The 15,314-nt window shown below is 41.2% G+C and carries 8 protein-coding genes; 7 read left to right on the top strand and 1 reads right to left on the bottom strand.

The features are described from left to right. Positions 1-14: 14 nt before the first annotated feature. The 7 genes from ABJG98_RS14105 (at position 15) to ABJG98_RS14075 (ending at position 14,104) form a co-directional block, all read left to right on the top strand. Positions 15-377 (top strand): VOC family protein, encoded by a 363-nt coding sequence (locus tag ABJG98_RS14105; RefSeq protein ID WP_348280183.1) that lies wholly within the window; start codon positions 15-17, stop codon positions 375-377. A 27-nt stretch (positions 378-404) separates the two neighbouring features. Continuing rightward, complete coding sequence (locus ABJG98_RS14100; RefSeq protein ID WP_348280182.1) at positions 405-1,007, top strand: trimeric intracellular cation channel family protein; 603 nt, start codon at positions 405-407, stop codon at positions 1,005-1,007. 35 nt (positions 1,008-1,042) lie between these two features. Then, positions 1,043-6,493 carry an MG2 domain-containing protein gene (locus ABJG98_RS14095; protein WP_348280181.1) on the top strand — a complete coding sequence of 1,817 codons (5,451 nt, stop codon included), beginning with the start codon at positions 1,043-1,045 and terminating at the stop codon, positions 6,491-6,493. Between the two features lie 73 nt (positions 6,494-6,566). Beyond that, entirely contained in the window at positions 6,567-8,681 is a 2,115-nt protein-coding gene (locus ABJG98_RS14090; protein WP_348280180.1) for a M3 family metallopeptidase, read from the top strand. Positions 8,682-8,700: 19 nt separating this feature from the next. Next, a complete protein-coding gene (gene pbpC, locus ABJG98_RS14085; RefSeq protein ID WP_348280179.1) occupies positions 8,701-11,004 on the top strand; it encodes a penicillin-binding protein 1C in 2,304 nt (767 codons plus the stop codon). 77 nt (positions 11,005-11,081) lie between these two features. Then, complete coding sequence (locus ABJG98_RS14080; protein ID WP_348280178.1) at positions 11,082-13,520, top strand: zinc-dependent metalloprotease; 2,439 nt, start codon at positions 11,082-11,084, stop codon at positions 13,518-13,520. A gap of 89 nt (positions 13,521-13,609) precedes the next feature. Continuing rightward, entirely contained in the window at positions 13,610-14,104 is a 495-nt protein-coding gene (locus tag ABJG98_RS14075) for a phosphoglycerate mutase family protein (protein WP_348280177.1), read from the top strand. Here the strand turns inward: ABJG98_RS14075 and ABJG98_RS14070 are convergent. Continuing rightward, entirely contained in the window at positions 14,101-15,213 is a 1,113-nt protein-coding gene (locus ABJG98_RS14070) for a THUMP domain-containing protein (RefSeq protein ID WP_348280176.1), read from the bottom strand. The genes ABJG98_RS14075 and ABJG98_RS14070 overlap by 4 nt on opposite strands. Positions 15,214-15,314: the final 101 nt, after the last annotated feature.

Genomic DNA, 15,314 nt, shown 5'->3' with positions numbered 1-15,314 from the left:
AAATTATTAAGCAAATGGATTTAGGACAATTCTCTTTAAGTCTTCCAGTTAAAAATATGGAAGTAAGTCTAGGTTTTTACCAAAAACTAGGATTTAAGGTCATTGACGGAGGTCATATGAATGAAGGGTTTCCGGATGGGGAAAGTACCTCGTGGAGAATTCTAAAATCAGATAGCGTAGTAGTTGGGCTCTTTCAGGGCATGTTTGAAGAATCTATTATGACTTTTAATCCGAAAGATGTTCGAAGCATTCAAAAAGAGCTGAAAGCAAATGGGATAAAGTTGACCAAAGAGGCAGATGAATCAACTAAAGGGCCCGAACATATTATTATGATGGACCCAGATGGCAACCAAATTATGATGGATCAGCATAACTAGAATTTTGAAAGTAGCTACTTTTGCCATGTGACTATTCTCTATTTCATAGACATTGTCGGAACAATGGTATTTGCCATCTCAGGAGCTCTTGCCGGGAGAGACAAGAAACTTGATTTCTTCGGAATTGCTGCCGTTGGTTTAATAACTGCTATTGGAGGTGGTACTGTCAGAGATGTATTGCTGGGAAGCACTCCCGTTGGCTGGATGGAAGACCTTATATATATCACCATGATCGGTTCTGGCATCCTAATCTCCTTACTATTTGGCAAAGTAGTGTTGAAATTGAGAAGAACCTTCTTCATGTTTGATACCGTCGGGATTGCAGTCTTCACCGTCTTAGGTCTTCAAAAAGCATTAACACTTGGCGTTCATCCCATCATTGCTATTCTGATGGGGATGGTATCCGCCGTTTTTGGTGGTGTTCTACGGGATATTGTCTGCAACGAAATACCACTTATTTTCAGAAAAGAAATATATGCACTTACGTGTCTTTGTGGCGGCATTCTGTATGTAATCATGCAAAAAATAGGGCTAGAACAAGGATGGAATATTCTAATAACTGTCGTATTTATTGGTTCATTCCGAATACTTGCAGTCAAGTTTAAGTGGCAATTACCTGATATTTCCTAACTTCCCACTCTACCTATTACCAATTTCAATTTTCTATGAAAAAGCTATTTATAGTTCTTTTAGGAACGTTATTTCTAATTACTTCTTGTCAAAAAAGACAAGAAACTCAGGTTTCACAGGATGCCAGATTTATGGATTACGTTGTGGGGTTCACCACAGGCATTATTTCTAAAAAAGATAACATAACCATCCAGTTGGCCAATGATGTTGTTTTCCCTCAGGAAGTAGCTGATAGTTGGATATCAATCTCCCCATCTGTTAAAGGTGAAGTTGTACGATCGGGTCAATCATTGGTTTTTAGCCCAAGTATTCCGCTAAAATCCGGTCAGGAATACGCAGTTAAATTAAGTCTATCATCCATGGTAGAAGTTCCTGAGGCACTCAACGAATTTGTTTTTAAGGTACAAACCATTCCTATGGACTTTGAGGTAGACTATGAAGGCCTGCGCACGACTGACAATGAAAATCCGAAGGTGCTGGAACTCAACGGTGAGCTAAGCACCTCAGACTTTGTAGCAAATGAGGAAGTAGAAAAAATGATCAATGCCGGAGGCAAAAAGGTAGAGTGGGTTCACCGAACCAGCACCTCGCATAGATTTACTGTAAAAAACATTGAACGAACAGACGATGGATATGACTTAAAAGTGGCTGTTTCAGGACAAGCAATTGGAATTGAGAAAAAAGACGAAGAAACGCTATCTATCCCTTCTACCAAAAATTTTTCATTGACCTCCACAAGCGTACAAAAAACGGGCACTCCATATGTTTCTCTACTGTTCTCCGATCCGCTACAACCTAACCAGAACCTAAAAGGACTAATCACCATAGATGGAGAACCTAATCCCAAATTTGTAATAGATGGAAATCAAGTACAGGTTTATTTGACCCGTATGCTGGCGGGAAGCAGGCCGATTAAGATAGAGAGTGGAGTTAAAAATGTTTTTGGTCATCCGCTTCAAGAAACACTCAATCGCTACCTCGCTTTTGATCCTGAAAATCCCAAAGTCAGATTAATTGGGAAAGGAAGTATCCTGCCATCTACTGATGGCTTGGTATTGCCTTTTGAATCCATCAATCTCAAAAGTGTTCAGGTAGATATAATTCAGGTCTTTGAACAAAACATCCCGCAATTCTTACAAGCCAACTCGATCAATGGCAGTAACCAAATGCTAAGAACAGGTAGGCATATTATGTCTAAATCAATTGACCTTTCTGAGTATTCAAATGACCTTTCTAATTGGAATCGATTCACACTTGATTTGGCTTCACTTTTTGAAACTGAAAAAGGAGCGATCTATCAGGTTCAATTAGGTTTTGGACCTGAGGATTCAGTCTTTCCATGTGAGGACATCCCTACAGGTAGCATAAAATCTACCCCAAACGACTCGTGGAGCATTTATGATAATGATGGCTTCAATAATTACTATTCTAACTACTACTACCCTCGAGGGTATCGATGGAACGAAAGAGATAATCCATGTCATATTTCTTATTACCACAGTGATCGGTTTGCCACACGAAATCTAATCGCTTCAGATATTGGGTTGATAACCAAGATCGGTGGCGATAATTCGCTAAATGTGTACGCAACAAATATGATATCAGCTTCTCCAGTAGAAGCTTCGGTCAAGGTACTCGACTTTCAACTTCAACTTTTGGATGAAGCAAAAACAGATGCTAATGGAATGGTCACCTTCAATCCTGTAAGAAGGCCATTTCTGATCATAGCAGAGGCAAACAATCAAAAGTCCTATCTCAAGCTCGATGATGGGTCATCTCTCACCATGAGCAATTTTGATGTTTCAGGAAATAGAGTTAGAAATGGCATTAAAGGATTTATTTATGGGGAAAGAGGCGTGTGGAGACCAGGAAATGACATCTTTCTTTCATTCATGCTGGAAGATACCGATGATCGTGTGCCAGCGGATCAACCGGTTATTTTTGAATTAAGAGATCCACAGGGAAACCTAAAAGATCGACAGGTAGCAAATGCCAGCGTGGAAAACCTGTATTCTTTCATTACCAAAACCGACCCTACAGACATTACTGGTAATTGGAATGCTACCATTAAAGTCGGAAATGCCTCTTTTAACAAGCAGGTAAAAGTGGAGACAATCAAACCGAACCGATTAAAAATCAATTTGGATTTTGGGGCTGATAAAATTGCATTCGATAAACGAACACTATCTCCTAATATGTCAGTGAACTGGCTAACGGGAATCAAAGGAAATAATCTAAAAGTAGAAACATCGATAAGCTACCGCCCAGTCAAAACCACGTTTGATGGATTGGCAAATTTCACGTTTGATGATCCGGTAAAAAATGTAATCCGTGAGAAAAAAATTGCTTTTACCGGACGAACCGACGCAAGCGGAAGCACCACATTTAATTACACGCTTCCTAAACAAAAAGAAGCAGGAGGTGCTGTCAGAGCAACTTTCGAAACTAAAGCATTTGAACCAGGAGGAGATTTCAGCATCAACACCCAATCATTAATCTATTACCCGTTTGAGTCTTTTGTTGGACTTCAACTACCCGAAGGGGACAATTGGGGTAGGTTACAGCGTGACGTAGATCACAAGGTCAACATCGCATCTGTCGATAGTGAAGGTAACCCAATTGCCTCCAAAAGAATTAAAATGAAAATCTACGAAGTGAACTGGCGTTGGTGGTGGGACGAATCGGAGGATAACTCAGTAAACTACATCCGCAGTTCCAATAGAAATCTGGTCACAGAAAAGTGGGTGGACATTACCAATGGACGAGGAGTGGGAACATTTAATATTGGTAATTGGGGAAGATACCTAATGGTGCTTGAGGATCCCATATCGGGTCATACTTCGGGCGACTATTTTTATATGAGCTGGAGAGGTGGAGAACAAGGTGAGCTGGGAGCTACTTTCATGTCCGTCTCAACGAATAAAACAGCGTTCGAGGTGGGTGAGGAAATTGAACTCACTATTCCTGGCACTTCTGGTGCCCAGGCATTAGTTAGTATTGAAAATGGCAGCAAGGTATTGGAGCATTTCTGGACTAAAACTGCTGACGGAAATACGACGATTAGAATAAAAGCCACTGCCGAGATGGCACCAAATATTTATGCACATGTAACATTGCTTCAGCCGCATGCTCAAACCAAAAATGACTTACCGATCAGACTCTACGGCATTGCCCCAATCAAAGTCGTAGACAATGAGACCATCCTTGAACCTGAAATTGCCATGAATGATGAGCTTGCACCCAGTAAAGAGGTGACTATCAAGGTTTCTGAGAAAAATGGTAAGGCTATGGCTTATACAATTGCAGTGGTCGACGAAGGACTTTTAGATATTACCAACTTTAAAACCCCTGATGCCTGGAATCATTTCTACAGCAGGGAAGCAATAGGAGTAAAAACCTGGGACCTGTACGATGAAGTCATTGGAGCTTACGGGGGTAGATTAGAAAAGGTACTTACAGTAGGTGGAGATGGTGAGGGCTCAGATGGTGAAAAAGGAAAGAAGCCTGATGAACGCTTCAAACCGGTAGTTCAGTTCATGGGGCCTTTTTTTACCACGGGAAAAGCACAATCTCATACGTTCACCATGCCGCAGTACATTGGCTCAGTTAAAACAATGGTTGTAGCAGGGATGAATGGAGCGTACGGAAAAGCTGATAAAGCTACTCCGGTTATTAAACCTTTGATGGTCTTGGGTACACTTCCTCGAGTGACCGGTCCCGGTGAAAAAATCAAGCTGCCTGTAAATGTTTTTCGATATAAAGAAAATATTAAAAATGCTACAATTACCATTGAAACAGAAGGATTATTATCCGTCTCCGGTAATAAATCTGCATCAGTTGATTTGTCCTCCTCGGAGAATGTAATTCAATATTTTGATCTGGAGGTGGCAAAAAGACTAGGAAGTGGTAAAGTCAAAATCATTGCGAAATCAGGAAAAGAAGTTGCTACCCATGAAATATATCTGGAAAGTAGAGCGCCGAATGCCGAGCAAACACAGGTAGAGCTCTTCACGCTTGAAAAAGGAAAGACGTATGAAGCAGAGCTAGCCACCTTTGGCATGGAAGGGACCAATACGGCCACTCTTGAAATAGCAACCGTACCATCATTGAACCTGGAGAAAAGATTACAGTACCTCATCCGATATCCCCATGGATGTATAGAGCAGACTGTTTCTGCTATATTTCCTCAGCTATTTCTGGGTGACATCACTGAGCTTACAACCACACAAAAGATTAGAATTGAGCAAAATGTAAAATCAGCCATTGAAAGACTGAAAAAGTTCCAGGCTATTGAGGGTGGATTGGCCTACTGGCCAGGACAGAGTGAGGTAAACGACTGGGGGACTAATTACGGCTATCACTTTCTTCTTGAAGCAGAAGCTAAAGGCTATTTTGTTCCAAAAGAGCTGATGAACAGTATAAAAAAATATCAAAGTAGACGTGCGAAAAACTGGAGCAAAGGGGACACCCGGTATAATGATGATCTCATTCAAGCCTACCGATTGTTTACTCTTGCATTAAGCGGAAACGCTTCCCTTAGCAGTATGAACCGCATGTTGAATACTCCAAATCTTAAGAGTCAGTCGCTTTGGAAATTGGGAGCAGCGTATAGTCTAATCGGAAAGAAACAAATCGCCCTCGATTTGCTAAAAAAAGCGGGGACGCAACCTTCACGTTATAATTATTGGTATTCCTATGGCTCATCTATGAGGGACAAAGCCTTGCTTTTAGAAAGCTATACGTACCTGGATCAAAAAAAAGAAGGCTTCAAATTACTGAGAGAGCTTGCAGACAATTTGGCTAGCAAAAACTGGTATAGCACACAAACGACCGCCTATACCCTACTTGCAATCAGTAAATATCTGGGACAAATGGCTGCCTCTGACCTGACAGCTAAAGTTACGTACGCAGGCAAATCAGAAAACTGGGAGAGTGAGCTGCCGATTATTCGATCCTCTATCAATGCAGAATCTAAAGACAAAAAGCTATCCATAAGCAATGAAGGGGATGGAATGTTATTCATCACACTGACCACTACCGGAACCCCTTATCCGGGAGAAGAACCAGCCACCAGTTCCGGTTTGAAGATGAATATCAATTATTTCAATCAGCGTGGAGAGAGTGTCAGTGTGACAGATATTAAGCAAGGGCAAACCTTCACGGCAGAAGTAAAGATTGCAAATGAATCAACCTCTGCGGTAAGAGATGTGGCACTGACTCAAATCTTTCCTTCAGGATGGGAGATCAATAATGACCGTCTAAATGATACAGACGCTTTCAGTAATTCTCGTTTTGATTATCAGGATATCAAAGATGATCGGATATACACGTATTTCTTTCTGAAAAGAGGTGAATCAAAGACCTTTAAAGTCAATTTGACTGCCACTTATGGAGGAGAATTCTATTTACCCGGCCCTTATTGTGAAGCCATGTATGATGCAAGTATCAATGCAAAAGGCAAAGGTCAGTGGATCATTGTTGAGTAGAAGAAATATGAGTTGAGAAATTGTCTCTGAGCTCTTTACTACATTTACCTATTCAACCTAAAGACTCTATACTATGAGAAAACTACTTTTTGTCCTGGCTGGAGGAGTACTATTCAGCTGCCAAACTCAATCAGAAAATACCGAAATGCAAACAGAAAATCCATTCTATAAGGAATGGGATACACCCTATGAAGTACCTCCATTTGAACTGATCAAAGACGAGCATTACACGCAGGCTTTTGAAGATGGAATGGCCGAACAAATTGCGGAGGTTGAGGCAATTGCCAATAATGAAGAGGCTCCAACCTTCGAAAATACCATTACCGCTTTCGAAAAGTCCGGAGACTTGCTAAATAAAGTAAGCAACGTATTCTTCAATTTGACTTCCGCACATACCAATGATTCGCTACAGGGAATTTCAAGAGTCATTAGTCCAAAGTTATCTGCCCATGGAGATAATATTTTCCTCAATGCAAATTTCTACGAGCGCGTTAAGACGCTTTACGACCAAAGATCAGAATTGGATCTTACGATTGAGCAGAATAAGCTTTTAGAAGATTATCATACCGGATTCGTACGGGCGGGTGCTGCATTATCTGATGAAGAAAAAACAAAAATGCGAGAACTGAATGAGCAGCTTTCTTCCCTCTCAGTAGCATTTGGTGAAAATGTGCTGGCAGAGACGAATAAGTTTGAGATGGTGCTGGAAGAAAGCGACTTAGATGGTCTCCCAGAAAGCCTCATCAATGCGGGAGCAGATGCTGCTGCAGAAAGGGGCTATGAAGGGAAATATGTTTTTACCACTCATCGCCCAAGCCTCTACCCTTTCATTACTTACTCGACTAGAAGAGACTTGAGAGAAACGTTGAAAAAAGGATACATCAATCGAGGCAATAATGATGATGAGAACGACAATAAAGATCTGGCTGTACAATTAGCCAATGTAAGACTAGAAAAAGCAAAACTTTTAGGCTACAACACTTGGGCGGATTATGTTTTAGCAGAGCGTATGCTTGACACTCCTGATAAAGTTTACAACTTATTAGATAAAGTCTGGCCAGCTGCTATTGAAGCTGCAAAGAATGAGCGAGACATGATGAAAGAAATGGCTGTCAAGGAAGGCTTTGACATTGACATCATGCCGTGGGACTGGTGGCACTATGCTGAAAAAATTAAGATAGAAAAGTATAACCTGGATGAAAATGAAATCCGACCATACTTAAAAGTGGATAATGTAATCAATGGCACTTTCACCCTTGCAAACAAATTATTTGGAATGACATTCGAGGAACAAACCGATATTCCGAAGTATCATGAAGATGTCAGAGCATATACAGTTAAGAATGAAAAAGGTGAACTGATTGGTATCTATCTGTCTGACTGGTTTTACAGAGGAAGCAAAAGAGGTGGTGCATGGATGAATACCTACAGAAGTCAAAGCAATATGGATGGCAACCGTATCATTCCAATTGTTACCAATGTAGGAAACTTTACCAAACCATCAGGGGATACACCATCACTTCTTTCACAGGGTGAGGCAACAACACTTTTTCATGAATTTGGCCATGCGCTCCATGGCTTACTTTCCGATTGTACCTATCCATCTATTTCAGGAACGTCAACACCTCGAGATTTTGTAGAATTCCCCTCTCAGGTTATGGAAAATTGGGTTTTTGAACCTAAAATGCTGGAGCTCTATGCTTTCCACTACGAAACAGGTGATGTAATGCCAACTGATCTGGTTGAAAAAATAAAAAATGCAGGTCAATTCAATCAGGGTTTTGGTACTGTTGAATACATGGCTGCCTCCTATTTGGACATGGCCTACCATACGATTTCCGAACCAATCACCATAGGAGCAGATGAATTTGAAGAAGCTGAAATGAATCGAATTGGCATGATTGACGCGATTGTACCTCGTTACAGAACCGGTTATTTTTCGCATGCATTCTCAAGCCCGGAAGGATATTCGGCTGGGTATTATAGCTACTTAAACTCTGAAGTGATGGATGCAGATGCATTTGGTGCTTTCAAAGAAAATGGTCTCTTTGATAAGGAAACGGCCAATGCATATCGTGAGCATATACTATCTAAAGGAGGTACACGAGATGCCATGGAAATGTACGTGAATTTCCGGGGAAGAGAACCAAAATTCGAAGCTATCCTGGAAAGAAGAGGTTTTAATTAATCACCACTTCATAACAAGTATGAGCAGGCTTTTCAAACTCAATCGAACGAAGAAAAGCCTGCTTTTTTTATTTCTGGGGATTGGTTTCCTATTTTTTATCTATCCCTTGAATGAGCCTGCTTATTCATATTCCACGGTTCTAAATGATCGAAATGGCAATCTTTTAGCCGCCACCATTGCGAAAGACGGACAGTGGCGGTTTCCCGAACCGGATTCTATTGCTCAAAAACTAAAACTTTGTATTCAATACTTTGAGGATCGCCATTTTTATAAACACCCGGGGGTGAATCCACTCGCGATTGGAAGAGCTACTATTCAAAATATCCGGGCAGGAAAGGTCGTTAGTGGAGCCAGTACGCTGACCATGCAGATTGCCAGAATGATGAGAGGTCGGGATCGAACGGTCTGGCAAAAACTCATCGAGATAGGTCTGGCGATTAAGCTTGAGTTGAAATATTCGAAAAAAGAGCTCATGACCAAATACCTATCCATGGCTCCATTTGGGGGGAATGTAGTTGGGATTGAAGCCGCAAGCTGGCGATATTTCAACAGACCACCATACCTATTAAGTTGGGGAGAATCCGCAGCACTGGCAGTCTTACCTAATAATCCTGGGGCCATATACCCGGGTCGATCCAATGCGCAATACCTGGCTAAAAGAAATCGACTGCTTGAAACCTTAAAAGAGCATCAGATAATCGATCAAAGAACCTACGAATTAAGCCTCTTAGAGGAGCTGCCCGAAAAGCCTTATCCTATTCCACAAAAAGCTCCGCATTTGCTAACTACCATTCAGGAAACTAACCCTGAATCCATTGTTCAATCTACACTGGATCCTTTTTGGCAATCGAGAGCAACACAAATTTTGGAGCGCCATCATGCGCAACAAATGGGAAATGGTGTCGACAATTTAGCTACAATTGTTATTGATCTTCAAACTGCCAAAGTGCTGGCTTATATAGGAAATACCTCCGATCCCAATGCCGAGGGCTATCAGGTAGACATTATTCAGAAATCGAGAAGTCCCGGCAGTAGCTTGAAGCCCATCCTTTACGCTCATGCACTTTCCGAGGGTGGAATTTTACCTGAAACTCTACTTCCCGATATCCCTACCTTTTTTGGAGGCTTCAGTCCAAAGAATTTTTCCGGGGGCTATGAAGGTGCTATTCCGGCAAATCAGGCACTGGCCAAATCACTCAATATTCCATTCACTTACATGTTAAGAGATCATTCCTATGAAAAATTTCATTTCGACCTTAAAAAATTAGGGATATCTACATTGGATAAACCACCTGGACATTATGGATTGTCTATGATACTTGGAGGAGCAGATGTGAAGATGTGGGACCTGGCGAACGTTTATGTAAAGATGTATCAGCGCTTGGCTGGTGTTTCAGCGCAAGACATCTCATATACAAGCAGTTCAATTCAATCTCAAAAAGTGAACCTGGATCCAGCTGCCATTTGGCACACTTTTGACGCAATGACAGAATTATCACGCCCATCGGAAGAACAGGAATGGAGGTCATTTTCGTCTTCCCAGCTTATCTCATGGAAAACCGGTACGAGTTTCGGATTTAGAGATGCTTGGGCTGTCGGGTTAAATGGAAATGTGTTTGTGGGGGTTTGGGTCGGTAATGCAGATGGTGAAGGACGGGCAGGATTGACGGGCATCAATGCAGCTGCTCCCGTTTTGCTTGAATTGATACGGCTGGCTTATCACGATACAAATTGGCTTGAAAAATTGAAGCCACGCATGAAACAAAGGATGATTTGCACAAAATCAGGAATGATCGCCAATGCCCTCTGTCCATCAGAGCAAAAAATGGTGCCTCTCAATGCGGAAAATAGTGGAGTATGCACCTACCATCAGGAGTTTCAAATGGATAAAAGCCTAACCTTCCGAGTAAACAGCTCTTGTTATTCATTGGCAGAGTCGGTTCCTCAAACCCATTTTGTTTTACCTCCATCTATGGGCTATTATTATTCAAAAAACCATGCTGATTACAATGGTATTCCGCCATTATTCCCATCCTGCAAAGCAGGAACCAGAAACCCCATCGAAATTATCTATCCAAATGCTAACAGTAGGGTGTTTATTCCAGTAACACTCGATGGTGAAAAAGGCAGAGTCGTGTTAGAGGCTTCTCATCAGAATGCGTCTTCAACCTTATTTTGGAGTATTGGAGAAGAATTTTATGGAAAAACCAGCTCCGATCATCAGTTAGAAGTCTTTCTCTCAAAAGGCATGCATGTCCTGCGACTTACAGATGAAAAGGGAAATGAAAGAAGAGTGACATTTGAGGTGATAAGTGAATCCTGATAGCTACCGCTCACATAAAACCAAATCCTTTTCACACACTTGGTGGTTAAGTTGCCAATAAATTTAACCCCAATAGTATGAGACAACTATTTACACTCATGTTGGCTTTGGTTTTTGTAGGATTTTCTATAGAGACTCAAGCTCAAAAAAAGAAAAAAAAGAAAGGTGATGATACCGAACAGGCAGCACCCAAGAAAAAGAAGAATGGCCTGAAGGATTACTCGGAGGTAATAACCGATGAGGCCATTTCTGATGAAGGCTTAATTACTTCACATCAAGTTGCTGACGATTTCTATTTTGAAATTCCTTCAGATCTTTTGGAAAAGGAAATACTGATTGTTTCAAGAATTGCAGGACATGTCAAAGGGCTCAATTTCGGTGGGGCAGGCATGAAATCAAGACCACAACAAGTGATCAGATTTCAAAAAATGGGAGGCAAAATTCTTATGCGTTCCGTTTCATTCAACAATGTAGCTGATGAAGATGAGCCTATTTACACCTCAGTAAAGAACAACAACTTTGAACCAATTATAGAGACTTTTTCATTAGAAACGATGAAAGAAGACTCTTCAGCCTATGTAATCAAAGTAACCGATTTCTTTTCCAGCGACATCCCGATGATCGGCGGATTGAGAGACTTTGAAAGAAAGCGATTCAAAATCAAAGGAATCGATAAATCAAGATCACTAATCACCTCAGTAAAGTCGTTTCCGGAAAATGTGGAAGTACGTCACATACTTACGTACAGAGGTGATGAACTACCGGCAAATGGCCTAACTGAAACATTGTCGATAGAAATGAATCAGTCCATGATTCTTCTACCAGATGATCCGATGGTTCCCAGGTATCATGACGAACGAGTTGGTTTTTTCTCCCTTAGACAAATTGACTACAGCTCTGATGAACAAAAGGCTGCTCAACGCAGATTTATTACTAAGTGGAGATTAGAACCTAGTGATTGGGATGCATTTAACAATGGCGAATTAGTTGAACCCGTAAAACCTATTGTTTATTACATTGATCCTGCTACTCCTGAGAAATGGAGAAAATATATCAAACAAGGAGTTGAAGATTGGCAAGTTGCATTTGAAGCTGCCGGATTTAAAAACGCCATTCTTGCGAAAGACCCTCCCAGTAAGGAAGAAGATCCGGAATGGAGCCCGGAAGACGTTAGATATTCGGTAATTCGATACATCGCTACAGACATTCAAAATGCACAAGGTCCTCACGTGCACGATCCTCGTACAGGAGAAATTCTCGAAAGCGACATCTTATGGTATCACAACGTAATGAACCTACTTAGGAATTGGTATTTCGTACAAACAGCTGCGGTAAATCCTGAGGCTCAACGAGTGAAATTTGACGATGATTTAATGGGTGAACTCATTCGATTCGTTGCTGCACACGAGGTAGGTCATACACTAGGATACCCTCATAACATGGGGTCTTCTCCAGCCTATACGGTGGATCAACTTCGTAACAAGGAATTTACGGACACTCATGGGGTAGCGCCTTCCATTATGGATTATGCACGATTCAATTACGTGGCACAGCCGGAGGATGGAATTACTAATTTCTTCCCAAGAATCGGGGAATACGATCTATGGGTTACTCAGTATGGCTACCAACCTATAGCTAATGTGAGTTCGCCGGATGATGAGGAAGACATCCTAAATACGTGGATCAAAGAAAAATCCGATGAACTTATTTACAGGTATGGCCAAGCCAACGGAGTAGATCCAACATCCCAAACGGAAGATATTGGGCATGATGCGATGATTGCTAGTGAATTGGGCATTAGAAACCTGAAACGGATTACCGACAGGTTAATGGAATGGACTACAGAAGACGGTAAAAACTATGATAACCTGGAAGAACTTTATGGAAATGTCGTAAATCAATTCAACAGGTATAATGGTCATGTTGTCACGAATGTGGGTGGTGTTTATCAATACTTCAAAACCTCAGATCAGGATGGGGCAGTATATACCCATGTTGAGAAAGACAAACAGCAACGAGCTGTAAAGTTCTTAAATGAGCAACTTTTCGCCACTCCTAATTGGCTGGTCGATGCTGAAATCCTCAGCAGAATACAGCAGGATGGTTTGGTTGATCGAATGCGAGGCATCCAGGTTCGAATACTAAATCGATTGACCAGAGAAGAGATGCTTATGAGAATGATCGAAAATGAGGCATTAAATGGGAATGAGGCATACACCATCACCAGTCTTTTCACCGACATGCGTCAGGGAATCTGGAGTGAGTTGTACAATGGCAGAACCATCGACACTTACAGAAGAAACCTTCAAAAAGAGCATGTAGATCGATTAGGTGAGTTGATGAATTTAGACAATGATGAATTTTCAAATTCAGATATTCCATCTATTGCCAGAGCTACATTAAGTAGGTTGGAGAGAGACGTAAGAAGTGGGCTGGCAAGGCAAAACAATGCAACCTCGCGTTTCCACCTCCAGGATATTCAGAAACGCATCGATGCAATTTTGAATCCGAAATAAGTAGATAAGAAGATTCAAGGTGTCATTCTGAGTGAAGTAAAGATTTTTTAAAACTCACTCAGGATGACATTTTTTAATTAAATTCCTATATGAAAAAGCTACTTCTTACTACCCTTCTTTTCGTTTTTGCCTTAATCACTTTTGCTCAAGATCCAACCACATTTATTTTGGTCCGACATGCAGAAAAGGCTGATGATGGCACACGAAACCCTCCACTAAATGAAGAAGGGGTGAGCAGATCCGCCGACCTGGCTGAAATGCTTTCCAAGCAAGAAATTACCGCACTCTACTCCACCCCATTTAAGCGCACACAGGAAACACTGCAACCGATAGCTGACTTGAAAGGATTGGATGTTCTGGATTACGATCCTTATGCCAAAGGTGAATGGCTAAGCTCTCTAGCAGAAAAGCATGCAGGTGGAACAGTAGTAATATCTGGTCATTCTAACACCATTCCCTTATTAGCAAATGCGTTACTAGGCAATGAAACTTTTGCGCAATTTGATGAAAGCGACTACACTAACCTGATCATCATCGTGACAGATGAAGTAGGAAAAGGAAAGTTGGTCAGGTTGAAATTTTAATACAATTCATATTTGCAGAAATCGCATTCAAGCTTACCATTGTAAAGCTTGATTCTTTCGGAATCTTTCAGTCCGATTTGTTTCAATGCCTGCTTATTAGAACTGATCAGCCAGGCGTCATATCCAGTAAAATTTTGCTTAAATGCATCTCCCAGGGTTTTATAGAATTCCAGAATATCATCACCAATTCGTTCTCCATATGGAGGATTTGTGATAATCATGCCCTTATCATTGATCGGTTTAAACTCTCTGAAATCCATTGTTTTGATTTTCACTTCACGTCGCAAGCCAATCTTCCCTAATGCTTTTCGTGCCAGAGTTATTGCACTATCATCGATATCAATTCCGGTGATATCCATACTTGGCTTACGCATCTTGTTCAATTCCTCCGTTTTAACATTATTGAACAGGATGGGACTGTATTCCGGCCAGGTTCTGAATCCGAACTCTTTACGTTTCAAATTAGGCCCCATATTCATGGCAAGCATAGCAGCCTCGGTTAGAATTGTACCGCTACCACACATTGGGTCAACCAATGGTGACTTCTTATCCCATCCGGACAAAATAACCATTCCGGCAGCCAGCACTTCGTTCATCGGAGCTCGGTGACCCTCCTCACGATATCCCCGCTGATTTAAAGCAGCACCTGAGCTATCCATGGAGATCGTGAAAAAATCATTAGCACAATGTACATTGAATAGTACATCCGGTTTATCCGTATCGATTGATGGTCGCCTTCTATACTTGTTGCGATACTGATCAACCATTGCATCTTTTGCTTTCAGACCTACATATTTGGAATGGGTAAATACCTCAGAAAAAATAACAGGATCAATGGCAAACGTTTGGTCTACATCCAAAAAATTGGACCAATCAAATTCCATCATTTTGTTGTACAACTGCTTCTCATCCCGAGCATGAAATGTATAGATCGGTACAAGTATTTTTAATGCTGTTCGTAGAGATAGGTTTGCTCGGTATAAAAAAGCAGGATTCCCTTCGCATTTTACACCCCTCGTGATTTTTTCAACTTTTTCTCCGCCCAGAGCTTTGACCTCCTCCGCAAGTATATCTTCAAATCCGAAAAGTGTTTTGATGGTTAGTTTCACGCCTCTGTATCTTATTTATGCTCGCAAAGATGCGCTAAAAATCATGCCTGATAGAAATAATTAGCCATTGATTTGAATTCGCTTTATGGAAAGTAGACGGA

This window comes from Ekhidna sp., assembly GCF_039960695.1.
Classification (GTDB): Bacteria; Bacteroidota; Bacteroidia; order Cytophagales; family Cyclobacteriaceae; genus Ekhidna.
This window is presented reverse-complemented; position numbering and strand designations above follow the sequence as displayed.